The sequence below is a fragment of the Pseudomonas sp. JS425 genome, assembly GCF_018223845.1.
In the GTDB taxonomy this organism is placed as follows: Bacteria; Pseudomonadota; Gammaproteobacteria; order Pseudomonadales; family Pseudomonadaceae; genus Aquipseudomonas; species Aquipseudomonas asiatica.
Genome location: NZ_CP073661.1, coordinates 5992615 through 6016201 on the forward strand (window position 1 = coordinate 5992615; position 23587 = coordinate 6016201).

At 63.9% G+C, this 23587-nt stretch carries 22 protein-coding genes and 1 other RNA gene; 10 read left to right on the forward strand and 13 right to left on the reverse strand.

What is annotated here, in order from left to right; translation table 11 throughout:
* Nucleotides 1–42: 42 nt before the first annotated feature.
* From KDB76_RS27475 to KDB76_RS27495, 5 genes are read right to left on the reverse strand one after another with little or no spacing between them, the layout of a single operon-like run.
* Nucleotides 43–1260: a 2-octaprenyl-3-methyl-6-methoxy-1,4-benzoquinol hydroxylase gene (locus KDB76_RS27475; RefSeq protein WP_169775117.1), complete on the reverse strand. Its 1218-nt coding sequence runs from the start codon at nucleotides 1258–1260 to the stop codon at nucleotides 43–45.
* A gap of 9 nt (nucleotides 1261–1269) precedes the next feature.
* On the reverse strand, nucleotides 1270–1755 hold the full coding sequence (locus KDB76_RS27480; RefSeq protein ID WP_013974720.1) for a DUF4442 domain-containing protein: 486 nt from the start codon (nucleotides 1753–1755) through the stop codon (nucleotides 1270–1272).
* Nucleotides 1752–2951 carry a 2-octaprenyl-6-methoxyphenyl hydroxylase gene (gene ubiH / locus KDB76_RS27485; protein WP_024087888.1) on the reverse strand — a complete coding sequence of 400 codons (1200 nt, stop codon included), beginning with the start codon at nucleotides 2949–2951 and terminating at the stop codon, nucleotides 1752–1754. The genes KDB76_RS27480 and ubiH overlap by 4 nt, the downstream gene beginning before the upstream one ends.
* Nucleotides 2948–4282, reverse strand: a complete 1335-nt coding sequence (pepP, locus tag KDB76_RS27490; RefSeq protein WP_015272234.1) for a Xaa-Pro aminopeptidase — start codon at nucleotides 4280–4282, stop codon at nucleotides 2948–2950. The genes ubiH and pepP overlap by 4 nt, the downstream gene beginning before the upstream one ends.
* Nucleotides 4283–4303: 21 nt before the next feature.
* Nucleotides 4304–4858 (reverse strand): YecA family protein, encoded by a 555-nt coding sequence (locus tag KDB76_RS27495; RefSeq protein ID WP_013974723.1) that lies wholly within the window; start codon nucleotides 4856–4858, stop codon nucleotides 4304–4306.
* 181 nt (nucleotides 4859–5039) lie between these two features.
* Between KDB76_RS27495 and KDB76_RS27500 the strand changes: the two genes are divergently transcribed.
* From KDB76_RS27500 to KDB76_RS27515, 4 genes are all read left to right on the forward strand, one after another.
* On the forward strand, nucleotides 5040–5222 hold the full coding sequence (locus KDB76_RS27500; RefSeq protein ID WP_029886233.1) for a TIGR02449 family protein: 183 nt from the start codon (nucleotides 5040–5042) through the stop codon (nucleotides 5220–5222).
* Nucleotides 5219–5539 (forward strand): cell division protein ZapA, encoded by a 321-nt coding sequence (locus KDB76_RS27505; protein WP_003259368.1) that lies wholly within the window; start codon nucleotides 5219–5221, stop codon nucleotides 5537–5539. The genes KDB76_RS27500 and KDB76_RS27505 overlap by 4 nt, the downstream gene beginning before the upstream one ends.
* Nucleotides 5540–5556: 17 nt before the next feature.
* Nucleotides 5557–5736, forward strand: a non-coding RNA gene (ssrS, locus tag KDB76_RS27510) — 6S RNA.
* 79 nt (nucleotides 5737–5815) lie between these two features.
* Nucleotides 5816–6424 (forward strand): 5-formyltetrahydrofolate cyclo-ligase, encoded by a 609-nt coding sequence (locus KDB76_RS27515; RefSeq protein ID WP_038410232.1) that lies wholly within the window; start codon nucleotides 5816–5818, stop codon nucleotides 6422–6424.
* Between the two features lie 18 nt (nucleotides 6425–6442).
* On the opposite strand, the gene KDB76_RS27520 is transcribed toward KDB76_RS27515, so the two are convergent.
* The gene (locus tag KDB76_RS27520; protein WP_013974724.1) at nucleotides 6443–6595 is read right to left on the reverse strand and encodes a hypothetical protein; all 153 of its coding nucleotides are present in this window, start codon (nucleotides 6593–6595) and stop codon (nucleotides 6443–6445) included.
* A 178-nt stretch (nucleotides 6596–6773) separates the two neighbouring features.
* Here KDB76_RS27520 and KDB76_RS27525 point away from each other — a divergent pair, with 178 nt between their 5' ends.
* The 4 genes from KDB76_RS27525 (at nucleotide 6774) to KDB76_RS27540 (ending at nucleotide 12261) form a co-directional block, all read left to right on the forward strand.
* Nucleotides 6774–7223: an EVE domain-containing protein gene (locus KDB76_RS27525; RefSeq protein ID WP_023662863.1), complete on the forward strand. Its 450-nt coding sequence runs from the start codon at nucleotides 6774–6776 to the stop codon at nucleotides 7221–7223.
* Nucleotides 7224–7470: 247 nt separating this feature from the next.
* Nucleotides 7471–8430, forward strand: coding sequence for an HlyD family efflux transporter periplasmic adaptor subunit (locus KDB76_RS27530; protein ID WP_024087890.1), 960 nt, complete (start codon nucleotides 7471–7473; stop codon nucleotides 8428–8430).
* Nucleotides 8427–11147 (forward strand): ribosome-associated ATPase/putative transporter RbbA, encoded by a 2721-nt coding sequence (gene rbbA, locus KDB76_RS27535; RefSeq protein WP_038410233.1) that lies wholly within the window; start codon nucleotides 8427–8429, stop codon nucleotides 11145–11147. Before KDB76_RS27530 ends, rbbA begins: the two co-directional genes overlap by 4 nt.
* Before the next feature lies 1 nt (nucleotide 11148).
* Complete coding sequence (locus KDB76_RS27540) at nucleotides 11149–12261, forward strand: ABC transporter permease (RefSeq protein ID WP_013974728.1); 1113 nt, start codon at nucleotides 11149–11151, stop codon at nucleotides 12259–12261.
* A 181-nt stretch (nucleotides 12262–12442) separates the two neighbouring features.
* On the opposite strand, the gene KDB76_RS27545 is transcribed toward KDB76_RS27540, so the two are convergent.
* Nucleotides 12443–12847: a flagellar basal body-associated protein FliL gene (locus KDB76_RS27545; protein ID WP_003259380.1), complete on the reverse strand. Its 405-nt coding sequence runs from the start codon at nucleotides 12845–12847 to the stop codon at nucleotides 12443–12445.
* Between the two features lie 169 nt (nucleotides 12848–13016).
* Between KDB76_RS27545 and KDB76_RS27550 the strand changes: the two genes are divergently transcribed.
* Nucleotides 13017–13994, forward strand: a complete 978-nt coding sequence (locus KDB76_RS27550; protein WP_024087892.1) for an NADPH:quinone oxidoreductase family protein — start codon at nucleotides 13017–13019, stop codon at nucleotides 13992–13994.
* Between the two features lie 114 nt (nucleotides 13995–14108).
* Here the strand turns inward: KDB76_RS27550 and KDB76_RS27555 are convergent, their stop codons facing one another.
* The 5 genes from KDB76_RS27555 to trxA all read right to left on the reverse strand — a co-directional run bounded on the left by KDB76_RS27555 (nucleotide 14109) and on the right by trxA (nucleotide 19559).
* Nucleotides 14109–14759 (reverse strand): gamma-glutamylcyclotransferase, encoded by a 651-nt coding sequence (locus KDB76_RS27555; RefSeq protein WP_023661272.1) that lies wholly within the window; start codon nucleotides 14757–14759, stop codon nucleotides 14109–14111.
* Between the two features lie 246 nt (nucleotides 14760–15005).
* Nucleotides 15006–15974, reverse strand: coding sequence for a CDP-6-deoxy-delta-3,4-glucoseen reductase (locus KDB76_RS27560; RefSeq protein ID WP_013974732.1), 969 nt, complete (start codon nucleotides 15972–15974; stop codon nucleotides 15006–15008).
* Complete coding sequence (ubiD, locus tag KDB76_RS27565) at nucleotides 15974–17440, reverse strand: 4-hydroxy-3-polyprenylbenzoate decarboxylase (protein WP_024087894.1); 1467 nt, start codon at nucleotides 17438–17440, stop codon at nucleotides 15974–15976. Before ubiD ends, KDB76_RS27560 begins: the two co-directional genes overlap by 1 nt.
* A 201-nt stretch (nucleotides 17441–17641) precedes the next feature.
* On the reverse strand, nucleotides 17642–18901 hold the full coding sequence (rho, locus tag KDB76_RS27570) for a transcription termination factor Rho (protein ID WP_212632207.1): 1260 nt from the start codon (nucleotides 18899–18901) through the stop codon (nucleotides 17642–17644).
* 328 nt (nucleotides 18902–19229) lie between these two features.
* A complete protein-coding gene (trxA, locus tag KDB76_RS27575; RefSeq protein ID WP_003253660.1) occupies nucleotides 19230–19559 on the reverse strand; it encodes a thioredoxin TrxA in 330 nt (109 codons plus the stop codon).
* A 254-nt stretch (nucleotides 19560–19813) separates the two neighbouring features.
* Here trxA and ppx point away from each other — a divergent pair, with 254 nt between their 5' ends.
* Nucleotides 19814–21316, forward strand: coding sequence for an exopolyphosphatase (ppx, locus tag KDB76_RS27580; protein ID WP_004375529.1), 1503 nt, complete (start codon nucleotides 19814–19816; stop codon nucleotides 21314–21316).
* Here the strand turns inward: ppx and ppk1 are convergent.
* A complete protein-coding gene (gene ppk1, locus KDB76_RS27585) occupies nucleotides 21303–23543 on the reverse strand; it encodes a polyphosphate kinase 1 (protein WP_038410234.1) in 2241 nt (746 codons plus the stop codon). The two genes, ppx and ppk1, sit on opposite strands and share 14 nt — an antisense overlap.
* Nucleotides 23544–23587: the final 44 nt, after the last annotated feature.

Below are 23587 nucleotides of genomic sequence, written 5' to 3' on the forward strand. Positions count from 1 at the left end.
TACTGGATGTTGCAGAGGGGCTGCTGCGCAGCCCCTACAATCTCAAGCCTTGGCGAGATCCGGCAGATCACCGCTCAAACCCAGCGCCTGTCGCACAAATATCGCCTTGGCCTCCGGCATCTGCTCCACCAGCTTCAACCCGCTGTTACGCAACCAGCGCAACGGCAACGGGTTGGCCTGGAACAACCGCTCGAACCCTTCCATCGCCGCCATCAGCGCCAGGTTGTGCGGCATGCGCCGCCGCTCGTAACGGCTTAGCACCTTCACATCCGCCAGCCGCTCGCCACGCTCGCAGGCGTTGACCAGCACCTCGGCCAGCACTGCAGCATCGAGGAAGCCCAGGTTGACGCCCTGCCCGGCCAGCGGATGAATGGTGTGCGCGGCATCGCCGATCAATGCCAGGCCTTCATCCACATAGCGCTTGGCGTGGCGCTGGCGCAGCGGCACGCACACCCGAGGGTCGGCTTGCAGTACATCACCCAGGCGCCCCTCGAAAGCCCGCTCAAGGGCCTTCAGGAACGCAGCTTCATCCAGCGCCATCAACTGCTCGGCATGCTCCGGCGTGGTCGACCACACGATCGAGCACCAGTCCTGCTGGCCGTCGCGGGTCAGCGGCAGGAACGCCAATGGTCCTTCGTCGGTAAAGCGCTGCCAGGCCGTGGCCTGGTGCCCGGCGCTGCAACGCACGCTGGTGACAATGGCGTGGTGCAGGTAATCCCACTCGCGGGTTGCGCAGCCGGCCAGGCGCCGCACTGCCGAGTTGGCACCGTCGGCCGCGATCACCAGCGGCGCACGCAGCTGGCGGCCATCGGCGAGGGTCAGCAGCCACTCGTCGCCGGAGCGTCGCAGCTGTTCGAGCCGCGCATTGGGCAGCAGGCCGATATCGCTGTCATGCAGGCGCTCCAGCAGCCCATCCTGCACCACCCGGTTCTCGACGATGTGACCGAGCACTTGAGCATGCACGCTGGCAGCCGAGAAGTGAATCTGCCCGGTGCCGCTGCCATCCCATACATGCATGTCCGAGTATGGCGTGGCACGCCGGCGGGCGATGCCATCCCAAGCGCCAAGGCGCTCGAGGATGCGCTGGCTGGCTGCCGACAGCGCGCTGACACGCGGCTCGAACGGGGCCTGGGCATCGAACGGCTTGACCGTCAGCGGGCCGCCGTCGAGCAAGAGGATTTGCAAGCCACTGTGGCGCAACGCCAGGGCCAGTGCGCTGCCGACCATACCGGCACCGACAATCAACAGATCTGCGCGCATTTCCATGCCTTACGCCAGCCTCGCTTGCGGCTTGAGCCGCACATATAGGGTTTTATCGACCCGCGCCACCAGCTCGCCGGCGCCGTCGCGGATATCGACCTGCAAACGCGGCAGGCACTTCTTGCCGGTGGCAGTCTGCTGGCGGATTTCGTCCAGCAGCGCGTCATCGACGTGGAGTTCGGCATACACCGGGCCTTTGCCCGGCGAAATGAAATCGATGCTGGCGGCCTTGTCCCAGACGATGTAGTCACGCCCCAGCTGCTCGATCAACAGCAGCATGTAGAACGGGTCGACCATGCCGTACAGGCTGCCGCCGCACTGGGTGCCGACGTAGTTGCGGTTCCAGCGGGTCAGCTTCATCGCCACCTTGACGCTGCGCAGGTCCGGGCTGATGTGCTGTACGCGGATACCAGCGCCGAGGTGCGGCGGGAACAGGTTCAGCCGCCAGCGCAACAGGCACGCCCGGCGCGCCAGCCTGCGCGTGTTGTCACTCATGCCTGACCTCGCGGATCGGGGCGGGTGCCCAGACCCATGGCCTGGCGGGCGAACCAGCTTTTGGCCGGTGGCAGCAGGTCGAGCCCGAGCAGGCCAAGGTTGCGGCCGGCGGCCAGCAATGGCTGGCTGCTGCCGAACAGACGGGTGACCTGGTCGGAAAAGCCGATGGTCATGGCCTGGTCCACGCGCTGGCGCTGGTGGTAGGCCTGCAATGTTGTCAGGTCGCCGGGCTGCTGCGGGCCGGCCAGCAGCGCCTCGGCAAGCGCCTGCACGTCACGCAGCGACAGATTGAAGCCTTGGCCGGCAATAGGGTGCAGGCTGTGCGCGGCGTTACCCAGCACCACCAGATGCGGCCGCACCTGCTCCTGGGCCTCGATCAGCGACAGTGGGTAGAGGTGCCGCGCGCCGACCTGGCGCAAGGCGCCCAGGCGATAGCCGAACACGCCCTGCAGTTCACGCAGGAAATTGCGCTCGTCGATGTCGGCCAGACGCCGCGCGTCCATGCCCTGGCGGGTCCAGACCAGCGCGCAGCGGTTATCCGGCAGCGGCAGCAGGGCCATGGGGCCTTCTTCGGTGAAACGTTCGAAGGCCTGGCCGCCGTGGGCCTCGCCCGGGGTTATGTTGGCGATCAGCGCGCTCTGTTGGTAGGGCGTGTGGCGCACGTGGATACCCAGCTGTTCGCGCAGGCCGGAACGGCCACCGTCGGCCAGTACAGCCAGGTCGCACTCCAACTGGGTGTCATCGTTCAGCTGCAGGCGGTAGCCACCCTCGATGGCCTGCATCGCAGTCACTTCCGCCGGGCAGCGCCAGCTCACCACCTCGCTGTCCAGCCCTTGCCAAAGGCACTGGCCCAGCCAGGCGTTTTCCACCACGTAGCCAAGCGCCGGCACACCCTCTTCCCGGGCATCCAGGCGGGTGGCACCGAAACGGCCGCGGTCGGACACGTGAATCTGCAAGATTGGCTCGGCGCGATGGCCGATGGCCTGCCACAGGCCCAGCTGCTGGTAGATCTGCTGGGTACCGAACGACAGTGCCGACGAACGCGCGTCGTAGCTGGGCTGGAAGCTGTTACCGGGGGCGAACGGCTCGATCAGCAGGATCTTCCAGCCTCGCGCCTTGGCCCCCGCCTGCAGGGCCAGGGCCAGGCTCGCGCCCACCAGGCCGCCACCGATGATCGCCAGGTTTACCCGATTCATGCCGCGTCCTTGCGGGCGGCCTGCATCAGCGCCTCGATCTCGGCGACCGTGCGCGGCACGCCCGAAGTCAGGATTTCACAGCCTTGCCTGGTCACTACCACGTCGTCCTCGATCCTTACACCAATGCCGCGCCATTTCTTGGCCACGGCCTGATTGTCGGCGCCTATGTAGATGCCCGGCTCGACGGTCAGCGCCATGCCGGGTTCGAGCACCCGCCACTCGCCGCCCACCTTGTACTCGCCCACATCGTGCACATCCATGCCCAGCCAGTGCCCGGCGCGGTGCATGTAGAAGGCACGATAGGCCTCGCTGTCGATCAGCGCCTGTACCTCGCCCGTCAGCAGGCCCAGTTCCACCAGGCCCTCGGTAATGACCCGCACGGTCGCCTCATGGGCGTGGTTCCAGTGCTTGCCAGGGGCGATTTCGGCAAACGCCGCTGCCTGGGCCTTGAGCACCAGCTCGTAGATGGCCCTCTGCTCGGGCGAAAAACGCCCGCTGACCGGGAAGGTACGGGTGATGTCGCTGGCGTAGCAGTCGATCTCGCAGCCGGCATCGATCAACACCAGGTCACCATCCTTGAGCGGGGCGTCGTTCTGCTGATAGTGCAGGATGCAGCCATTGCGCCCGGCCGCGACGATCGAGCCGTAGGCCGGCATCTTCGCCCCGCCCTTGCGGAATTCGTAGTCCAGCTCGGCTTCCAGGCTGTATTCGTGCAACCCGGCCCGGCAGGCCTGCATGGCTCGCACGTGGGCCCGCGCCGAGATGTCTGCGGCAGCGCGCATCACCTTCACTTCCGCTGCCGATTTATACAGACGCATGTCGTGCAGCAGATGATCCAGCGCAACGAACTCGTTCGGCGGCTGGGCACCCAGGCGGGCCTTGGAGCGGATCACGTTGATCCAGTCCATCAGCCGGCGGTCGAACTCGGGGTTGCTGCCCATGGCGCTGTATACCCGCTCACGGCCTTCGATCAGGCCCGGCAGGATCTCGTCGATGTCGGTGATGGGGAAGGCATCGTCTGCGCCAAAATCGCGCACCGCACCTTCCTGGCCGGCCCGCAGACCATCCCACAGCTCGCGCTCGGGGTTGCGTTCACGGCAGAACAGCACGTATTCGCCATGCTCGCGACCGGGAATCAGCGCAATCACCGCTTCCGGCTCGGGGAAACCACTGAGGTACTGGAAGTCGCTGTCCTGGCGGTAAACGTGCTCGACGTCGCGGTTACGGATGGCAACCGCGGCGGCGGGCAGGATGGCGATGCTGTTGGGGACCATCTGCGCCATCAGCGCCTTGCGCCGACGGGCATACTCGGCCTTGGGAATGTGGCTCATGGGCAGACTACCCCTGGTTGATCAGTGCAGCGATGGCTTGGGTGCAGGGGCGGCCGGCTTGGCCAGCTCGGAGAACAGCAGCAACGGCGCCACACGCAGGTATTCCATGACTTCCATGTAATCGCTCTCGCCATCCTCGGACTCCTCGAGGGCTTCCTGGACCTGGGAAATGGCCACCAGGTCCTGCAGCACTTCCTTGGCCTCGTCGGACAAGTCCTTGCCACCGGCATTCAGGCCGAAACCAGTGATGAAGCCCTGGCACCACTGGCCCAGCGCGGTGGCGCGATCGCTCAGGGCGGCGTCGTCGGAAGGCAGCAGCAGGACGATCGCCATTTCGTCGCTGGTCAGTTCGCCCTTGACCATTTCCTGCAGGCCGACCAGGGCGTTGCGTACGGTGTCACCGGGCTCGGTTTCCAGCAGCTGGGCGGCATCGGCCAGCCAGCCGTCGGCGTCGAAGCCGGCACCGGCGCAGCTGCGGCCGATCAGCAGGCCGTGCAGTTCGGCCGGGGTTACAGGATGGCCATTGCTGGACAGCAGCATGGCGAAGGCGATGTAGGGCGATTGGGTATTGGGCATGGGCAGCTAGGCGCCAGACGGCGCAATGACTAGAATGGAGACCTTGTATCCTAGCACCGGCAGGCGCGCCAAGACCATCGGCACTGGCCGTCGCCGCCCAGGGAGAGGCATCATCGCCAGGTGACTCAACGACGGAGCGAATCGAGTGCAACCCACGCAAGAGAACGACCTGCAGGCACTGATGAGCCGATTCGAGTTGCTGATCGAACGTGTCGAGCAACTAAAACGGCAAAATGCACTCCTAGTAGCTCAGGAAAAGTCCTGGCGCGAAGAGCGTGCCCACCTCATCGAAAAGAACGAGATCGCCAAGCGCAAGGTCGAGTCGATGATTTTACGCCTCAAGGCTCTGGAGCAAGACTCATGAGTTCAAGCAATAGCGTCACCGTGCAGATCCTCGACAAGGAATATTCGATCATCTGCCCGCCGGAAGAGCGCAACAACCTGGTCAGTGCCGCGCGCTACCTGGACGGCAAGATGCGCGAAATCCGCAGCAGCGGCAAGGTGATCGGCGCCGACCGCATCGCGGTCATGGCAGCGTTGAACATCACCCACGAAATGCTGCACCGCCAGGAAGACCGCAACGATGCCCCGGCAGGCGGCACCACCCGCGAACAGGTGCGCGACCTGCTGGAACGGGTCGACCAGGCACTGTCCGACGACGCGGATACCAAAATCGGCTGAGATTGGTATACTGGCGCCACTCCCTGGGGGATGCGCCAGTCGGTTATGTCCCTGAGCCGATACGCACAACCACGGGGGTTGCACGCTGGGGCCGGTGTGCATGTCCGCCCGACGGAAAGCCTTAACGCCCCCTGCAATCTCCACCTTGAACTTTCGGGTTCAAGGGCTACACCGATAGCGGTCTTATCGGGGAGCCTGAATTCTCTTGCCCGCCCCTTCCGGCGGGCAATTCGTATTGGCCGACCACGTCGGCCAGCACCTGGGATCGCCCGTGCCATGACCGACACCGCGCAGCTCACCCGCCCCCAGCTCCGTCGCCTGCTCCGCAATGCCCGCCGCGCCCTTACCCCTGCCCAGCAACGCCAGGCCGCCCTTGGCCTGTATCGCCAGCTGGCGCAGCACCCGCTGTTCCGACGCGCCCGGCACATTGTCCTGTACCTGCCCAACGACGGCGAGATCGACCCTTACCTGCTGCTGCGCGAAGCCCAGCGCCGCGGCAAGCGCACCTACCTGCCGGTGCTGCACGCCTGGCCGCGCACGCGCATGGTGTTCCAGCGCTTCGAGCAAGGCGAGAAGCTCAAGCCCAACCGCTTTCGCATTCCCGAGCCGGTCACCGAGCGCAAGCGCCAGCGCCCGATCTGGTCGCTGGACCTGATCCTGCTACCGTTGGTCGGTTTCGACGAAGTGGGCGGTCGCCTGGGAATGGGCGGTGGTTTCTATGATCGCAGCCTGGCCTACCAGGCACGTCGCCAGACCTGGAAAAAACCATTGCTGTTGGGGCTGGCACATGAATGCCAGAAGGTCGAGCGGCTGGCTCAGGCCAGTTGGGACGTACCGCTACAGGGGACGGTCTCGGACCGTGGCTGGTACCTGGCGCCGCGTTGAGCGGCGCCAGCGGGGGCATCAACGTTGCGGCTGGCTGGCGTCGACCGGCATCTGATAGGCGTTGTCCAGCTTGCGCTCCCAGATCCCTTGCGCATAACCGGTAGTGACCACACCCAGGCCAAAAATGAACACCAGGATCCACAGCAGATCCGGCTTGTTACGTTGATTCATCGAAGATTGCCCCCCAGGCAAACTGTTCAGGCTCGGCAATTTTCTGGGTATTGCCGAAGCATCGCGCTTTAAACGGGGCGCATTTTCCGACAACCTGCGTCTGCACGCAAACCTTGACGCCAACCGGCTGTCGGTTTCGTCCAACAGGTTATTTCAAACCTTTTCAGGAGCAGTTCCCATGGCCTACTGGCTGATGAAATCCGAGCCCGACGAGCTCTCCATCGAAGCCCTCAGCCGGCTCGGCGAAGCGCGCTGGGACGGCGTGCGCAACTATCAGGCACGCAATTTCCTGCGGGCCATGAGCGTTGGCGACGAGTTCTTCTTCTACCACTCCAGCTGTCCGCAGCCGGGCATCGCCGGCATTGCCAGGATCACCCGCGCAGCCTACCCGGACCCAACCGCGCTGGACCCGCAAAGCCCCTACTACGATGCCAAGGCCACGGCCGACAATAACCCTTGGAGCGCGGTCGATGTTGCCCATGTGCAAACCCTGCCACGGGTGCTGGAGCTGGGCTGGCTGAAACAGCAGACAGGCCTGGCCGAACTGCCGCTGGTGCAGAAGGGCAGCCGCCTGTCGGTGATGCCGGTGACGCCAGAGCAATGGGCGGTGATTGTGGCTTTGGGTTGAAACTGCGGCTAAGGTCAGTCTTTGCGCAGTTACTCGGTAATATAGGAGCGGCCTTGCGTCGCGAAAGAGCTGCGAAGCAGCCCCATAGATTTGTGCTGGGGCGCGAAAATCCTGGGGCCGCGTTGCGGCCCTTTCGCGACACAAGGCCACTCCCACAGGCACCGCATAAGGACTTTGACCGGCATCAACACATCGCTCATGGCCGCAGGCCATGATGCAGTGTGCATGACCGCAAGGATGCAGACCGATGAACCGATACGCCCCCAGGATCTTCGCCACCGCGCTGATCGCCCTACTCGCAGCAGCCGGTGGGCTGGGGTACTGGAAGTCGATCCACGACCAGTTGCCCGAAGGCCTGAGCATGGGCAACGGCCGCCTGGAAGCCACCGAAGTGCAGATCGCTAGCAAAATCCCTGGCCGCCTGGCCGAGGTGCTGGTCGACGAAGGTGACAAGGTGTCTCGCGGCCAACTGCTGGCACGCATCGACACCCGTACCATGGAAGCCCAGCGCAGCCAGGCCGAAGCCGAAGTGCTGCGCGCCCGGGAAAACTACGCCGCCGCCCAGGCCAGCGTGCAGCTGCGCCAAAGTGAACTGCTGCTTGCCAGCCAGGAGCTCAAGCGCGTGCGTGAGATCTTCCAACGCAAATACGCTAGCCAGCAATTGCTCGACCAACAGCAGGCGCGCTTCGACACAGCCAACGCGGCCGTGGTCGCCGCCCGCGCCCAACTGGCGGCGATCAAGGCCGCCATCGGTGCCGCCGAGGCCCAGGTAGCGCAGCTCACCAGCGAAATCGACGACAGCAGTCTGCGCGCACCGATCAACGGCATCATCCAGCTGCGCCTGGCCGAGCCCGGTGAAGTGCTGGGTGCCGGCGGCCGCGTGCTGATGTTGATCGACCCCAGCGACCAGTACATGAACCTTTACCTGCCCGCCTCCACCAGCGGCCGGCTGACCGTCGGCGACCAGGCACGGATCGTGCTCGACGCCCTGCCCGAGCGGGCGCTGTCGGCGAAGGTGGCCTTTGTCGCGGCCAAGGCCCAGTTCACCCCCAAGCAGGTGGAAACCCGCGACGAGCGGCAGAAGCTGGTGTTCCGGGTCAAGCTGCGCCTGACCGACCCGGGTGCCGTGCCGCAGGCCAAGCCGGGCATGCCAGGCGCCGGCTATGTACGCACGGCTGAGGTGGACTGGCCGGCCAACCTGCAATGAACGCCCCGGCACTGCTGGCCGAGGGTATCAGCCATCGCTACGGCGACCTGGTCGCCTTGCACCCCCTCGGGTTCAGCCTGCCGGCGGGCACCCATTGCGCGCTGATCGGCCCTGACGGGGCTGGCAAATCGACCCTGCTGGGGCTGATCGCCGGCGTCAAGCGCCTGCAACAGGGCGAACTGCAGGTGCTGGGTGGTTCGATCCGCCAGCGGCGCCATCGCGGGGCGCTATACCCGAAAGTGGCGTTCATGCCGCAGGGGCTGGGCAACAACCTGTATCCGGAGCTGTCGATCAGCGAGAACATTCGCTTTTTCGCCACCCTGTTCGGCCTCGGCCGTCGCGAATGCGAACAGCGCATGGCCAACCTGCTACAGGCCACCGACCTGCAGCGCTTTGCCCAGCGCCCGGCGGGCAAACTGTCGGGCGGCATGAAGCAGAAGCTTGGCCTGTGCTGCGCGCTGATCCACGAGCCGGACCTGCTGATCCTCGACGAGCCGACCACCGGCGTCGACCCGCTGTCACGGCGGCGCTTCTGGGAGCTGGTCGAACAGGTGCGTGCACAGCGCCCGCAACTGACCCTGCTGGTGGCCACCGCCTACATGGAGGAGGCCGAACAGTTCGAGCATTGCCTGATGCTCGATGGCGGCCGCCTGCTGGCCGCCGGCCCCAGCCATGAGCTGGCCGCGGTCACCCCCAGCGGCAAGCTGGACGACGCCTTCACCCACTACCAGGGCGCGGGCAAGGCACAACACTCTCCGCTCATCATCCCGCCGCGCCCGGCCGCTGACAGCCCGGTCGCCATCGAGGCCCACGACCTGACCCTGCGCTTTGGCGATTTCACTGCCGTGAACAAGGTCAGCTTCGCCATTGGCCGCGGGGAGATTTTCGGCTTCCTGGGCTCCAACGGCTGCGGCAAGACCACCACCATGAAAGTGCTCACCGGCCTGATGCCGGCCAGCGAAGGCAGCGCCAGCCTGCTCGGCCGCCCGGTGGATGCCAGTGACCTGGCCACGCGCAAACGGGTCGGTTTCATGTCGCAGAGTTTTTCGTTGTATGGCGAGCTGAGCACCCGGCAGAACCTCACTCTGCATGCACGCCTGTTCGACCTGCCCAAGGCCGAGAGCGCCCAGCGCATCGACGAGCTGATCGAGCGCTTCGACCTGGTTGCCATCGCCGACCAGCCATCCGGCGCCCTGCCCCTCGGCCTGCGTCAGCGCCTGTCACTGGCGGTAGCGGTGCTGCACCGCCCGGAAGTGCTGATCCTCGACGAACCCACCTCCGGCGTCGACCCGGCTGCCCGTGACGACTTCTGGCGCCTGCTGGTGGAGCTTTCACGCGAGCAGGGCGTGACCATTTTCCTTTCTACCCACTTCATGAACGAAGCCCAGCGCTGCGACCGTATCTCGCTGATGCATGCAGGCCGGGTACTGGCCTGCGACACGCCGGATGCCCTGCAACGCCACTACCAGGGCAACACTCTGGAAGACGCGTTCGTGCGCTGCCTGGAACAGGCTCAGGAACTGGCGCCGCAAGCCACCGACAACACCGTGCTGGAGCAGACCGCCACGCCTGCGCCGACGCTGCGCCAGGGCTTCAGCCTGCGTCGCCTGCTGGCGGTGGCCAGCCGTGAGGGCAAGGAGCTGCTGCGCGACAAGGTGCGCCTGGCCTTCGCCCTGCTGGGGGCGATGTTCATGATGGTGATCTTCGGCTATGGCATTTCACTGGATGTGGAAAACCTCGCCTTCGCCGTACACGACCAGGACCAGAGCCCGCAAAGCCGGGCCTACCTCGAAGCCTTCCGTGGTTCACGCTATTTCGCCGAACAGGCGCCCATCCGCGACACCCGCGAAATGCACCAGCGCCTGCAGCGCTCGGAAATCAAACTGGCACTGGAAATTCCACCCGGCTTCGGCCGCGACCTCTACGCCGGGCGTCAACCGGTGGTGGCCGCCTGGCTCGATGGCGGCATGCCGTTCCGCGCCGAAACCAGCCGCAATTACGTGGAAGCCGTGCACCAGGCCAACCTCGAGCAACTGGCCAAAGCCAGCCCACAGCCGCAGCCGCGCCAGGACCTGGTGCGCCTGGAAACCCGTTTTCGCTACAACCAGGATGTGGTCAGCGTGAACGCCATCGGCCCTGGGGTAATGGCGCTGATCCTGGCCTTCATCCCGGCCATGCTCACCGCGCTGGGTATCGTCCGCGAGAAAGAGCTCGGCTCCATCACCAACTTCTACGCCACACCCCTCACCCGCCTGGAGTTCCTCCTCGGCAAGCAGATGCCCTACCTGGCCGTGAGCCTGGTCAACCTGGCACTGCTGGTGGCGATGAACCGCTGGCTGTTCGCCGTGCCGCTAAAGGGCAGCGTGCTCGCCCTGGCCTGTGGCGGCGTCGCCTACCTGCTGGCTACCACCAGCCTGGGCCTGCTGATCTCGGCCTTCACCCGCACCCAGATCGCCGCCATCCTGGGCACCATGATCATCACCAGCCTGCCGACCATCCAGTTCTCCGGGCTGATCGTGCCACGCTCGTCGCTGGACGGCGCGGCGGCGGTGATGGGCCAACTGTTCCCGGCGGGCTACTTCCTCGATATCGCGGTCGGCACATTCACCAAAGCGCTGGGACTGCGCGAGCTGTGGCCGCAGTGCCTGATCCTGCTCAGCTTCTTTGCCGTGTTCACCGGCCTGAGCCTGGCCATGCTGAAGAAGCAGGAGGCCTGATATGTCACGCCTGAACCACACTCTGCGTCTTGGCCTGAAAGAGCTGACCAGCCTGCGCCATGACAGCGTGCTACTGCTGTTCCTGCTGTATGCCTTCAGCGTGGCCATTTACATGCCGGCAGCCGGCTCGGTGATCGGCGTGCACAACGCCAGCGTCGCGATGGTGGACGAAGACCACAGCCTGCTATCGCGCAAGCTTGGTGAAGCCCTGCAACCACCCGAGTTCCAGCCCGCCGTGCCACTGCCCCCACAGCGTCTGGACCAGGCCATGGACAGCGGCCAGTACACCTTCGTGATCAACGTGCCGGTGAACTTCCAGAGCGACCTGCTGGCCGGGCGCTCGCCGGAACTGCAGATCTATGTCGACGCCACGGCCATGAGCCAGGCGTTCATGGGTGCCGGCTACATCGGCCGCATCTTCGAACGCGAGTTGCTCGACTACAGCCAGCGCAGCAACACACAGAGCCCGGTGGTAATAAACGCCAAGGCTCTGTTCAACCCCAACCTAGAGGGCGGCTGGTTCCTTGCGGTGATCCAGATCGTCAACAACATCACCATCCTGGCGATCATCCTCACCGGCACCGCGTTGCTGCGCGAGCGCGAGCACGGCACCCTCGACCACCTGCTGGTGCTACCGCTGACCGCGCTGGAAATCATGCTGGCGAAGATTGCCAGCAACGCGCTGGTAGTTGTGATCTGTACCTGGATTTCGCTGGTGGTGGTGGTCAAGGGCGCGCTTGGCGTGCCGCTGTCCGGTTCGATGGGCCTGTTTCTGGCCGTGACGGCGCTCTACCTGTTCGCCAGTACCGCACTGGGCATCTTCCTCGCCACCCTGGCGCGCTCGACGCCACAATTCGGCCTGCTGGCGATCCCGGTAATCATCCCGATGCTGTTGCTGTCCGGCGGCAGCACACCGCTGGACAGCATGCCGCAGTGGCTGCAGTGGGTGATGCAGGGGTCGCCGTCGACGCACTTTGTCAGCCTTGGTGCCGCAATTCTGTTTCGTGATGCCGGTTGGACGGTGGTGTGGCCGGACATCCTGGCACTGGCCGTGATCGGACTGGTGTTCTTCGGCGTGGCGCTGGCGCGGTTTCGCCGAAGCCTGGCGTCCTGATCCCCCCATACCCGGCTCAAAATCTGAAAGATTGCGCGATTCCTGTGGGAGCGGGTTTACCCGCGAACACCGGCGCAGCCGGTGCCATGCACCGCGTTGGATTCTTCGCGGCTAAAGCCGCTCCCACAGGGATCGCGCCACAGTGCGGATTGCGCTGTTCCTGAGAGAGCCGGCTTGCCGGTCACTGCACGATCAGGTTGTTGAACAACAAGTCTTCAACGATCGGTTTGCCCTCTTCGGCTTCCATCACCTGCTGCACCTGTTTCAGCGCTTCCTGGCGAAGATGCTCCTTGGCCTCGACATTGCTCATGCTGTCCACCGACTGTTGGGTGAACAGCGCCACCAGCTGGTTGCGGATCAGCGGCTCGTGGTGCTTCACCGCCTTGGCGGCTTCGTCGCCGGTCACGCGCAGGGCCACGTCGGCCTTGTACACGCGCAGCCGCGGGCTACCGTCGAGGGCGTAGTTGCCCACAAAGGGCGGGCTCAGGCTGATGTAGGCGACTTTCGGCGCCCCTTCCTTGGCTTCCTCGCCCATGGCCGCAGCCGGCAGCAGCAGCGCCAGCACCATCAAGATCCACGCTTTCAAGAATTCGCTCCTCAATACAGTTGGTGCCAGCTTACCCAGCATGCCGCTCAAACCCAAGCCCGTGCTTGTGCCGCCGCTTATGCCTGCACATCAGGGCGCCCCATGCTCGTTGACCGGGCAGGCGGCCCTCCTACACTTATCGGCCACGACCCGCAAAGGAATAGCCCCGATGAAAGCTGTGTTGTGCAAAACCCTGGGCCCGGCGCGCGACCTGGTGCTGGAAGAGGTGGCCAGCCCGGTGCCGAAGAAAAACGAGATCCTGCTGGATGTGCAGGCCGCAGGGGTCAACTTCCCCGACACCCTGATCATTGAAGGCAAGTACCAGTTCCAGCCACCGTTGCCGTTCTCCCCCGGCGGCGAGGCAGCGGGCGTGGTGGCCGCAGTCGGGGAAAAGGCCGGCGCGTTCAAGGTCGGTGACCGGGTCATGGCGCTGACCGGCTGGGGTGCATTCGCCGAGCAGGTGGCGGTACCGTTCTACAATGTGTTGCCGATCCCGGCGAGCATGGACTTCACCACTGCCGCGGCATTCGGCATGACCTACGGCACCTCCATGCACGCCCTGCGCCAGCGCGGCCAGTTGCAGGCGTGCGAGACCCTGTTGGTGCTGGGTGCGTCCGGCGGGGTCGGCCTGGCGGCGGTGGAGATCGGCAAGGCCATGGGCGCGCGGGTGATCGCGGCCGCCAGCAGTGCGGAAAAACTGGCCGTGGCCAAGGCAGCCGGCGCGGATGAACTGATCGACTACAGCCAGGCCAGCCTGCGTGACGAGATCAAGCGCCTGACTGGCGGCCAGGGCGTAGACGTTATCTACGACCCGGTGGGTGGCGAGTTGTTCGAGCAGGCCGTACGCGGGCTGGCCTGGAATGGCCGGTTGCTGGTGGTGGGCTTTGCCAGCGGGAACATCCCGCAGCTGGCGGCCAACCTGGTGTTGCTCAAGGGTGCGGCGGTGCTCGGGGTGTTCTGGGGGGCGTTTGCCCAGCGTCAGCCGGAAGACAATGCGGCCAACTTCCGGCAGCTGTTTGCATGGCATGCCGAAGGCAAGTTGAAGCCGCTGGTGTCGCAGACTTATCCACTGGCTGAGGCAGGGGCTGCCATTGAAAAGTTGGGGCAGCGTCAGGCTGTGGGTAAGTTGGTGGTGCTGGCCAGGTAAGACAGTTCCGGCCTTTTCGCGGGTGAACCCGCTCCCACAAGGACCGCACCGCCCTCAAGGAATGTGCAGTACCTGTGGGAGCGGGTTCACCCGCGAAAAGACCGGCACAGGTGATCAAATCTCCCGCAGGTTATGGCAGCGCCTGAAACGCGCCTCCAGGTTGCGATCGGGCATCTGGTGGCTGCGCAGGGCATTCAGGGTCTGCTCGACATAATCACGCGTGGTGCCATAGCGCCCCTTGGCACTGGCCAGGATCTGGCTTAGCAGGGTGTCCGGCAGGTTCCCGGCATAGCACGGCAAATGCCGCTCCAGCACGAAGCCCAGGGCCTGCACCTTGCTGCCATCATCCAACCGGCAGCTGAGCCAGTGCGGCCGGTACGCCGGGTACGGCATCTCGCGCTGCCACAAGGCCATCAGCGAATCGTCCAGGCTGCTGTCATCCAGCCGGTAGGCAAAACCGCTGCAGGAGCCACCACGGTCCAGGCCGAACACCAGGCCAGGGGTTTCCGGGGTGCCACGGTGCTCATGCGACCACAGGTACAAGCCACGGTGGTAACCATGTACCCGCGCGCGTTGGCGTTCCACCGAGTTGCACTCCGGCCGCCAGATCAACGAACCATAGGCGAACAGCCACACCGGCCCACCCTGATGGCGAGACATGGTTGTCTTCATGGAGTTGAACAACTGTTCGCGAGTATGTTGCTGACCGAAGTCGAGTGTCGGTGGATATGAAACTTCCCAGGACATACTTTCAAGTGCCGACATAAGCTGCCGCCATTATCCCTGTGAACTACGGATGTAGCGAGATTCGATTAAGATGCGACCCCAAGCCTCTGTACCAGGGGCGCTTGCAGTAACCATAGGACAGAAGTGCAGAAATACTCAAGCCCTCCCGCCAGAGTTTCATCCTCGCTCCCGACGACTGGAAAGTACTGTTTCAGCAACTGTGAAAGTTATTAGCCAAGGCGGTAACAATTACCGCCTTATACCAATACTTTCAAACTCCAGTTATTAGCCGCGCGGTGCGTAGGCAAACACATCGGCACGCATGCGATGCGCATCCATGCCGGCTTCGACCAAGGCGTCGAGCGTGGCATAGATCATGTTCGGCGAGCCGCTGGCATATACATGCACGCTGTTGAGATCGGCGATGTCTTCGCAGACCGCCTCATGCAGCATGCCGCAACGGCCTTCCCAACCGCACAGGTCGCTGACCACCTGGTGCAGGAACAGGTTGGGCAGGCGCTGCCATTCGTCCCAGTGCTCGATCTGGTAGAAGTCCTCGGGCCGACGCACGCCCCAGTACAGGTGCACCGGGTGCTTGAAACCCTGTGCCCGGCAATGCTCGACCAGGCTGTGCATCTGCCCCATGCCGGTGCCAGCAGCGATCAGCACCAGCGGCCCATCGGGCAACTCGGCCAGGTGAGTGTCACCGAACGGCATTTCAATGCGCGCCAGGCCGTCGCGCTTGAGCTGCTCGATAAGTTGCAGCGCACTCGGCTCGCGCGCCAGCACATGCAGCTCCAGCTCGCGCCCGGCATGGGGTGCGGAAGCCAGCGAAAACGCCGCCTGCTTGCCGCCTTCGCGCTCGATCATCAGGTACTGCCCCGCGTGATAGCGCGGCGGCCTACCAGCCGGCGCGCGCAACCGCACGCGCCAGACGTCGCCACCGACCTCGACGCACTCACTGACACTGCACGCCAGTTTGCGCACCGGCAGCTCGCCAAGGGCGAGCACACCATCCCAGAGCAACACGCAGTCCTCCAGCGGTTCGGCAATGCAGGTGAACAGCTCGCCATGGTCGCGGACTTCACCGTCCTGGCGTACCCGGCCTTCGACCAACAACGCGGCGCAGACATGGCAATTGCCATTTCGGCAGCTGTTCGGGCAGTCATAGCCCAGCCGCCGCGCTCCATCCAGGATCCGTTCCCCGGGTTCGAGCGCCAGCACCGCCCCGGACGGCTGCAACGTTACCTGCATCAATCTATTCCCAACTGATCCCACAGCTCATCGATACGGCGGGTGACGGCTTCGTCCTTGACGATGACCCGTCCCCATTCGCGTGTAGTCTCGCCCGGCCACTTGTGCGTGGCATCCAGGCCCATCTTCGACCCCAGCCCGGATACCGGTGACGCGAAGTCCAGGTAGTCGATCGGGGTGTTGTCGATCATCACCGTATCACGCTTGGGGTCCATGCGTGTGGTGATGGCCCAGATCACGTCATTCCAGTCACGGGCATTGATATCGTCATCGGTGACAATAACGAACTTGGTGTACATGAACTGTCGCAGGAACGACCACACACCCAGCATCACGCGCTTGGCGTGGCCCGGGTACTGCTTCTTCATGGTCACCACCGCCATGCGATACGAGCAGCCTTCCGGTGGCAGATAGAAATCGACGATTTCCGGGAACTGCTTCTGCAGGATCGGCACAAACACTTCGTTCAGCGCCACGCCGAGGATCGCCGGCTCATCTGGCGGGCGGCCGGTGTAGGTGCTGTGGTAGATCGGTTTCTGCCGATGGGTGATGCGCTCGACGGTAAACACCGGGAAGCTGTCCACTTCGTTGTAGTAGCCGGTGTGGTCGCCATACGGGCCTTCCGGGGCCATTTCGCCCGGGTGGATCACGCCTTCCAGGATGATTTCGGCGGTGGCCGGTACCTGCAGGTTGCTGCCCCGGCACTTGACCAGTTCGGTGCGGTTGCCACGCAGCAGGCCGGCGAAGGCGTACTCGGAGAGGGTGTCCGGCACCGGGGTCACGGCGCCGAGGATGGTGGCCGGGTCGGCGCCCAGGGCCACGGCGACCGGGAACGGCTGGCCAGGGTTCTTCTCACACCATTCGCGGTAGTCCAGGGCGCCGCCACGGTGGCTGAGCCAGCGCATGATAACCTTGTTGCGGCCGATAACCTGCTGGCGGTAGATGCCCAGGTTCTGACGGTCCTTGTTCGGGCCGCGGGTGACGGTAAGGCCCCAGGTGATCAGCGGTGCCACGTCGCCCGGCCAGCAGTGCTGGATTGGCAGGGCGCAGAGGTCGACGTCATCGCCCTCGATGACCACTTCCTGACACACCGCGTCCTTGACCACTTTCGGCGCCATCGACACGACTTTCTTGAAGATCGGAAGCTTGGACCAGGCATCCTTCAGACCCTTCGGAGGCTCGGGCTCCTTGAGGAAGGCCAGCAGCTTGCCGATTTCCCGCAGTTCATCGACCGACTCGGCACCCATGCCCATGGCCACACGTTCCGGGGTGCCGAACAGGTTGCCCAGCACCGGGATGTCGAAGCCAGTGGGCTTTTCGAACAGCAATGCAGGGCCCTTGGCACGCAAGGTGCGGTCGCAGACCTCGGTCATTTCCAGGACGGGGGAGATCGGAACCTGGATGCGCTTGAGCTCGCCGCGCTGTTCCAGGCCACGGATGAAGTCGCGCAAGTCGCGATACTGCATGCAGAAGCCTCATGTTGGCCGTATCGGTCGGGGGTGCAGAGTGTAGCGCCGTTCAGTGCTTAATAGCCAAAAATGACTTGGGGCCGCTTCGCGCCCCATCGCGACACAAGGCCGCTCCTACAGGGAATGCGTAATCCTGTAGGAGCGGCCTTGTGTCGCGATGGGGCGCGAAGCGGCCCCATAAATTCCGGCCTGAAACGCTTACTTGCGCTTCATCGACAGGAAGAACTCGTCGTTGGTCTTGGTCTGCTTGAGCTTGTCGACCAGGAACTCGATGGCGGCGATTTCGTCCATCGGGTGCAGCAACTTGCGCAGGATCCACATGCGCTGCAGCTCGTCGTCGGCAGTCAGCAGCTCTTCGCGGCGGGTACCGGAGCGGTTGATGTTGATGGCCGGGAACACGCGCTTCTCGGCGATGCGGCGGTCCAGAGGCAGCTCCATGTTGCCGGTGCCCTTGAACTCTTCGTAGATCACTTCGTCCATCTTCGAGCCGGTTTCGACCAGCGCGGTAGCGATGATGGTCAGCGAACCGCCTTCCTCGATGTTACGCGCGGCGCCGAAGAAGCGCTTCGGCTTCTCCAGGGCGTGGGCGTCGACACCACCGGTCAGTACCTTGCCGGAGCTCGGGATCACGGTGTTGTAGGCACGCGCCAGACGGGTGATCGAGTCCAGCAGGATGACCACGTCCTTCTTGTGCTCGACCAGGCGCTTGGCCTTCTCGATTACCATTTCGGCAACCTGCACGTGGCGGGTTGGCGGCTCGTCGAAGGTGGAGGCAACCACTTCGCCGCGCACGGTGCGCTGCATTTCGGTCACTTCTTCCGGGCGCTCGTCGATCAGCAGGACGATCAAGTGGCACTCGGGGTTGTTACGGGTGATGTTGGCCGCGATGTTCTGCAGCATGATCGTCTTGCCCGCTTTCGGCGGAGCAACGATCAGGCCACGCTGGCCTTTGCCGATCGGGGCGCACAGGTCGATGACGCGGCCGGTCAGGTCTTCGGTGGAGCCGTTACCGGCTTCCATCTTCAGGCGCTTGTTCGGGAACAGCGGCGTCAGGTTTTCGAACAGGATCTTGTTCTTCGCGTTTTCCGGGCGGTCGAAGTTGATGGTGTCGACCTTCAGCAAGGCGAAGTAACGCTCCCCTTCCTTCGGCGGGCGGATCTTGCCGACGATGGTGTCGCCGGTACGCAGGTTGAAGCGGCGGATCTGGCTGGGCGAGACGTAGATATCGTCAGGGCCGGCCAGGTAGGACGCATCAGCCGAACGCAGGAAACCGAAACCATCCTGGAGAATCTCCAGCACGCCGTCACCCGAGATCTCTCCGCCGCTTTTCGCGTGCTTCTTCAGCAGGGCGAAAATCACGTCCTGTTTGCGCGAACGGGCCATGTTTTCGATGCCCATCTGTTCGGCCATTTCCAAAAGATCGGTAATCGGCTTTTGCTTGAGTTCAGTCAGGTTCATAAGGGGAATGACGTAATCATGTAAGAAGGGAGAATTAAGCTTCTGGCTTAATGAGGCCGCGCCGCTAGATGGCGACAAGATCGCGTACTGATTCGAATTAGGGATGCTTCGGCGACGGCGTGTAGAGGGCACTGGAGAAGCAGCGCGAGGCCGAATGTAACACTTGCTTTTTTCGACGTCTAGTGGTTTTGACCGGGTAAATCGTGCCATGTGGGAGCGGGTTTACCCGCGAAGGCGGCAGCGGGTTCGGCATCGAATTCGCGGGTAAACCCGCTCCCACAGGCCCTTCGGGCAAAGAAAAGCCCCGCATCTGCGGGGCTTTTTCACATCACAGGTGGGCGTCGAGGAACGCGGCCAGCTGCGATTTGGACAGGGCGCCGACCTTGGTGGCTTCGACGTTGCCGTTCTTGAACAGCATCAGCGTCGGGATACCACGCACGCCGTGCTTGGCCGGGGTTTCCTGGTTCTCGTCGATGTTCAGCTTGGCGACGGTCAGTTTGCCCTCGTAGGTGGAGGCGATGTCGTCCAGTACCGGAGCGATCATCTTGCATGGACCGCACCATTCAGCCCAGTAGTCGACCAGTACGGCGCCTTCGGCCTTAAGGACATCGGCTTCGAAGGAGGCGTCGGTGACATGTTTGATCAGATCGCTGCTCATGGATATCTCCAGGGTCGTAAGCAAAAAAACGTGGCCCATGATAGCCGTACCCACGCCCGACAGGAAGCCACGGACGATTGAGTGTAACTATAGTTGTGCAAGACGCCACGAATCGAAACTGTCATACAAACGTCATAGCATCGAATGGCACATTGCCTTGCATCAAGGCCAGCTCAATGGCTGTGTACCACGCGTTGGCGACAGCCTGCTATCGTGGCACGATTGCCGGGTTAACGACCGAGAAAAACCAGATCATGCCGCATACCATCGCGAAGAACCTGTCCCTGATCGCCGCCATCGACCTTGGCTCCAACAGCTTCCACATGGTCGTGGCCAAGGCCCACCATACCGAAATCCGCATTCTCGAGCGGCTCGGCGAGAAGGTTCAGCTGGCCGCTGGCATCGACGAAGAACGCATGCTCAGTGAAGAGGCAATGGAAAGAGGCCTGGATTGCCTCAAGCGCTTTTCCCAACTGATCAACGGCATGCCGGCAGGCTCCGTGCGCATCGTCGGTACCAACGCCTTGCGCGAAGCGCGCAACCGCAACGAATTCATCCAGCGCGCCGAAGCCATCCTTGGCCACCCGGTCGAGGTGATCTCCGGCCGTGAAGAAGCGCGCCTGATCTACCTGGGCGTGTCGCACACCCTGGCCGATACCCCCGGCAAGCGCCTGGTGGCCGATATCGGTGGCGGCAGTACCGAGTTCATCATCGGCCAGCGCTTCGAGCCGCTGCTGCGCGAAAGCCTTCAGATGGGCTGTGTAAGCTTCACCCAGCGCTACTTCCGCGACGGCAAGATAACCCCGGCCCGCTACGCCCAGGCCTACACCGCCGCGCGCCTGGAGCTGATGAGCATCGAGAATGCCCTGCACCGCCTGACCTGGGACGAGGCCATCGGCTCGTCCGGTACCATTCGTGCCATCGGCGCCGCCATCAAGGCAGGCGGCCTGGGCAATGGCGAGGTCAACGCCGAAGGGCTGGCCTGGGTCAAGCGCAAGCTGTTCAAGCTGGGAGAGGTCGACAAGATCGACTTCGAAGGCGTCAAGCCGGACCGCCGCACCATCTTCCCGGCGGGCCTGGCGATTCTCGAAGCGATCTTCGATGCCCTGGAACTGCAGCGCATGGACCACTGCGACGGCGCCCTGCGCGAAGGCGTACTGTTCGACCTGCTGGGCCGCCACCACCACGAAGATGTGCGGGAACGCACCCTGAACTCGCTGATGGAGCGCTACCACGTGGATCAGGGCCAGGCTGCACGCGTCGAGCGCAAGGCATTGCACGCCTTCGACCAGGTGGCCGACGCGTGGGACCTCAAAGACGGGAACTGGCGCGATCTGCTGGGCTGGGCGGCGAAAGTGCACGAAATCGGCCTGGATATCGCCCACTACCATTACCACAAGCACGGCGCCTACCTGATCGAGCACTCCGACCTGTCGGGCTTCTCCCGCGAGGACCAGCAGATGATGGCCTTGCTGGTACGCGGCCATCGCCGCAACATCCCAAAGGACAAGATCGCCGAACTGGGCGAGGAAGGAGTCAAGCTGCTGCGCCTGTGCGTGCTGCTGCGCTTCGCCATCCTGTTCCACCACATCCGTGGCAATCAGCAGATGCCGAAGGTCGAGCTCAAGGCTGCCGACAGCAGCCTCGATGTGGCCTTCCCTGAGGGCTGGCTGGAACAGAACCAGCTGACCCAGGCCGACTTCGCCAACGAGGCGGAGTGGCTGGCCCGGGTCGGCTTCGTCCTCAGCGTACGTTGAGGACCGGGTTGCTCAGGCGCTCCAGCAGGGTCGCCTGGGCACTGCGCGGGTTCTGGTTGCCGGTCGGCGTGCTGCGCACATAGCGCCCGTCCGGCTGCAGGGTCCAGGCATGGGTGTTATCGGTCAGGTAGCCTTCCAGCTCCTTCTTCACCCGCAGCAACAGCTTCTTGCCTTCCACCGGGAAGCAGGTCTCGACGCGCTTGTCGAGGTTGCGCTCCATCCAGTCGGCACTGGACAGGTAGATCTGCTCTTCGCCGCCATTGAGGAAGTAGAACACCCGCGTGTGCTCGAGGAAGCGGCCGATGATCGAGCGCACCTGAATGTTGTGCGAAACCCCCGGAATGCCTGGGCGCAGGCAGCACATGCCACGCACCACCAGATCGATCTTCACGCCCGACTGGCTGGCCTTGTACAGCGCCTTGATGACCTTGGCGTCGGTCAGCGAGTTGAACTTGGCAATGATATGCGCCGGCTTGCCTTCGAGGGCGAACTGGGTTTCCCGCGCGATCATGTCGAGCATGCCCTTTTTCAGGGTGAACGGCGCGTGCAGCAGTTTTTTCATGCGCAGGGTCTTGCCCATGCCGATCAGCTGGCTGAACAGCTTGCCGACGTCCTCGGTGAGGGCGTCGTCGGAGGTCAGCAGGCTGTAGTCGGTATACAGGCGGGCGTTGCCGGCGTGGTAGTTACCGGTGCCCAGGTGCGCATAACGCACGATCTCGCCGTGCTCTCGGCGCAGAATCAGCATCATCTTGGCGTGGGTCTTGAAGCCGACCACGCCGTAGATCACCACCGCACCGGCCGCTTGCAGGCGGCTGGCCATCTGCAGGTTGGACTCTTCGTCGAAGCGCGCCCGCAACTCGATCACCGCAGTGACCTCCTTGCCGTTACGCGCCGCGTCCACCAGTGCGTCGACGATTTCCGAGTTGGCCCCGGAACGGTACAGAGTCTGGCGCACGGCAAGCACGTGCGGGTCCTTGGCGGCCTGGCGCAGTAGGTCGATCACCGGGGTAAAGGACTCGAACGGGTGCATCAGCAGGATGTCCTGCTTGCCGATCACGCTGAAGATGTTGTCGGCGTTCTGCAGCAGCTTGGGGATCGCCGGGGTGAACGGCGTGTACTGCAGCTCGGGGTGGCTGTCCAGGCCGGTGATGCTGAACAGGCGGGTAAGGTTGACCGGGCCGTTGACCTGGTACAGCTCGCTTTCGCTGAGGCTGAACTGCTCGAGCAGGTAGTCCGACAGGTGTTTCGGGCAGGTGTCGGCCACCTCCAGGCGAACGGCGTCACCGTAGCGGCGCGAGAAAAGCTCGCCGCGCAGGGCGCGGGCCAAGTCATCGACCTCTTCGGAGTCCAGCGCCAGGTCGGCGTTACGGGTCAGGCGGAACTGGTAGCAGCCCTTCACCTTCATGCCCTGGAACAAGTCGTCGGCGTGCGCGTGGATCATCGACGACAGGAACACATAGTTGGCGCCCGGGCCACCCACATCTTCCGGCACCCGGATGACCCGCGGCAGCAGGCGCGGGGCCGGGATGATCGCCAGGCCCGAATCGCGGCCGAAGGCATCGACACCCTCGAGCTCGACGATGAAGTTGAGACTCTTGTTCACCAACAGCGGGAACGGGTGGGTCGGGTCCAGCCCAATCGGAGTGATGATTGGGGCGATTTCGTCGCGGAAGTAGCGACGCACCCAGGTCTTGAGCTTGGGTGTCCAGTAACGCCGGCGGATGAAGCGGATATGGTGCTTTTCCAGCTCTGGCAGCAGTACGTCGTTGAGGATCGCGTACTGGCGCTCCACTTCGCTGTGCACCAGGTCGCTGATGCGCGCCAGCGCCTGGTGCGGCTGCAGGCCGTCGGCACCGGCCTGTTCACGGGCAAAGTTGATCTGCTTCTTCAGGCCGGCGACGCGGATCTCGAAGAATTCGTCGAGGTTGCTGGAGAAGATCAACAGGAACTTGAGGCGTTCGAGCAGCGGATAGTTCTCGTCCAGCGCCTGCTCCAGCACACGGATATTGAACTGCAGCTGCGAGAGTTCGCGATGAATGTACAGGCTGCTGTCGTCCAGGCCTGGGATGACGATCGCCGGGGCCGGCGCAGGGGCCGGGGCCGCAGTCTCTGCCACCGGCTCGGCAGGCAGGGGCGCTGGCGGCAGGTCTGGCGGGGTCTGCACCATCTCTTCGGGGAGTTCCTGAGCATCCTTGATTGCGACAGGGGTTAGCACTTCATTATTCATCTGGCGTTCCTGAGGACGTTAACGCCCTATCATCTATTGAGCGG

What these genes read in the sequence shown, in the direction of transcription:
- KDB76_RS27515 (WP_038410232.1), top strand. Translation starts at nt 5,816, where the DNA reads ATGACCGACACCGCGCAGCTCACCCGCCCCCAGCTCCGTCGCCTGCTC.
- ubiH (WP_024087888.1), bottom strand. Translation starts at nt 2,951, where the DNA reads ATGAATCGGGTAAACCTGGCGATCATCGGTGGCGGCCTGGTGGGCGCG.
- pepP (WP_015272234.1), bottom strand. Translation starts at nt 4,282, where the DNA reads ATGAGCCACATTCCCAAGGCCGAGTATGCCCGTCGGCGCAAGGCGCTG.
- KDB76_RS27540 (WP_013974728.1), top strand. Translation starts at nt 11,149, where the DNA reads ATGTCACGCCTGAACCACACTCTGCGTCTTGGCCTGAAAGAGCTGACC.
- KDB76_RS27475 (WP_169775117.1), bottom strand. Translation starts at nt 1,260, where the DNA reads ATGCGCGCAGATCTGTTGATTGTCGGTGCCGGTATGGTCGGCAGCGCA.
- KDB76_RS27550 (WP_024087892.1), top strand. Translation starts at nt 13,017, where the DNA reads ATGAAAGCTGTGTTGTGCAAAACCCTGGGCCCGGCGCGCGACCTGGTG.
- KDB76_RS27495 (WP_013974723.1), bottom strand. Translation starts at nt 4,858, where the DNA reads ATGCCCAATACCCAATCGCCCTACATCGCCTTCGCCATGCTGCTGTCC.
- KDB76_RS27500 (WP_029886233.1), top strand. Translation starts at nt 5,040, where the DNA reads ATGAGCCGATTCGAGTTGCTGATCGAACGTGTCGAGCAACTAAAACGG.
- KDB76_RS27525 (WP_023662863.1), top strand. Translation starts at nt 6,774, where the DNA reads ATGGCCTACTGGCTGATGAAATCCGAGCCCGACGAGCTCTCCATCGAA.
- KDB76_RS27480 (WP_013974720.1), bottom strand. Translation starts at nt 1,755, where the DNA reads ATGAGTGACAACACGCGCAGGCTGGCGCGCCGGGCGTGCCTGTTGCGC.
- rho (WP_212632207.1), bottom strand. Translation starts at nt 18,901, where the DNA reads ATGAACCTGACTGAACTCAAGCAAAAGCCGATTACCGATCTTTTGGAA.
- ppx (WP_004375529.1), top strand. Translation starts at nt 19,814, where the DNA reads ATGCCGCATACCATCGCGAAGAACCTGTCCCTGATCGCCGCCATCGAC.
- rbbA (WP_038410233.1), top strand. Translation starts at nt 8,427, where the DNA reads ATGAACGCCCCGGCACTGCTGGCCGAGGGTATCAGCCATCGCTACGGC.
- KDB76_RS27530 (WP_024087890.1), top strand. Translation starts at nt 7,471, where the DNA reads ATGAACCGATACGCCCCCAGGATCTTCGCCACCGCGCTGATCGCCCTA.
- KDB76_RS27505 (WP_003259368.1), top strand. Translation starts at nt 5,219, where the DNA reads ATGAGTTCAAGCAATAGCGTCACCGTGCAGATCCTCGACAAGGAATAT.
- ppk1 (WP_038410234.1), bottom strand. Translation starts at nt 23,543, where the DNA reads ATGAATAATGAAGTGCTAACCCCTGTCGCAATCAAGGATGCTCAGGAA.
- KDB76_RS27520 (WP_013974724.1), bottom strand. Translation starts at nt 6,595, where the DNA reads ATGAATCAACGTAACAAGCCGGATCTGCTGTGGATCCTGGTGTTCATT.
- KDB76_RS27560 (WP_013974732.1), bottom strand. Translation starts at nt 15,974, where the DNA reads ATGCAGGTAACGTTGCAGCCGTCCGGGGCGGTGCTGGCGCTCGAACCC.
- trxA (WP_003253660.1), bottom strand. Translation starts at nt 19,559, where the DNA reads ATGAGCAGCGATCTGATCAAACATGTCACCGACGCCTCCTTCGAAGCC.
- KDB76_RS27555 (WP_023661272.1), bottom strand. Translation starts at nt 14,759, where the DNA reads ATGTCGGCACTTGAAAGTATGTCCTGGGAAGTTTCATATCCACCGACA.
- ubiD (WP_024087894.1), bottom strand. Translation starts at nt 17,440, where the DNA reads ATGCAGTATCGCGACTTGCGCGACTTCATCCGTGGCCTGGAACAGCGC.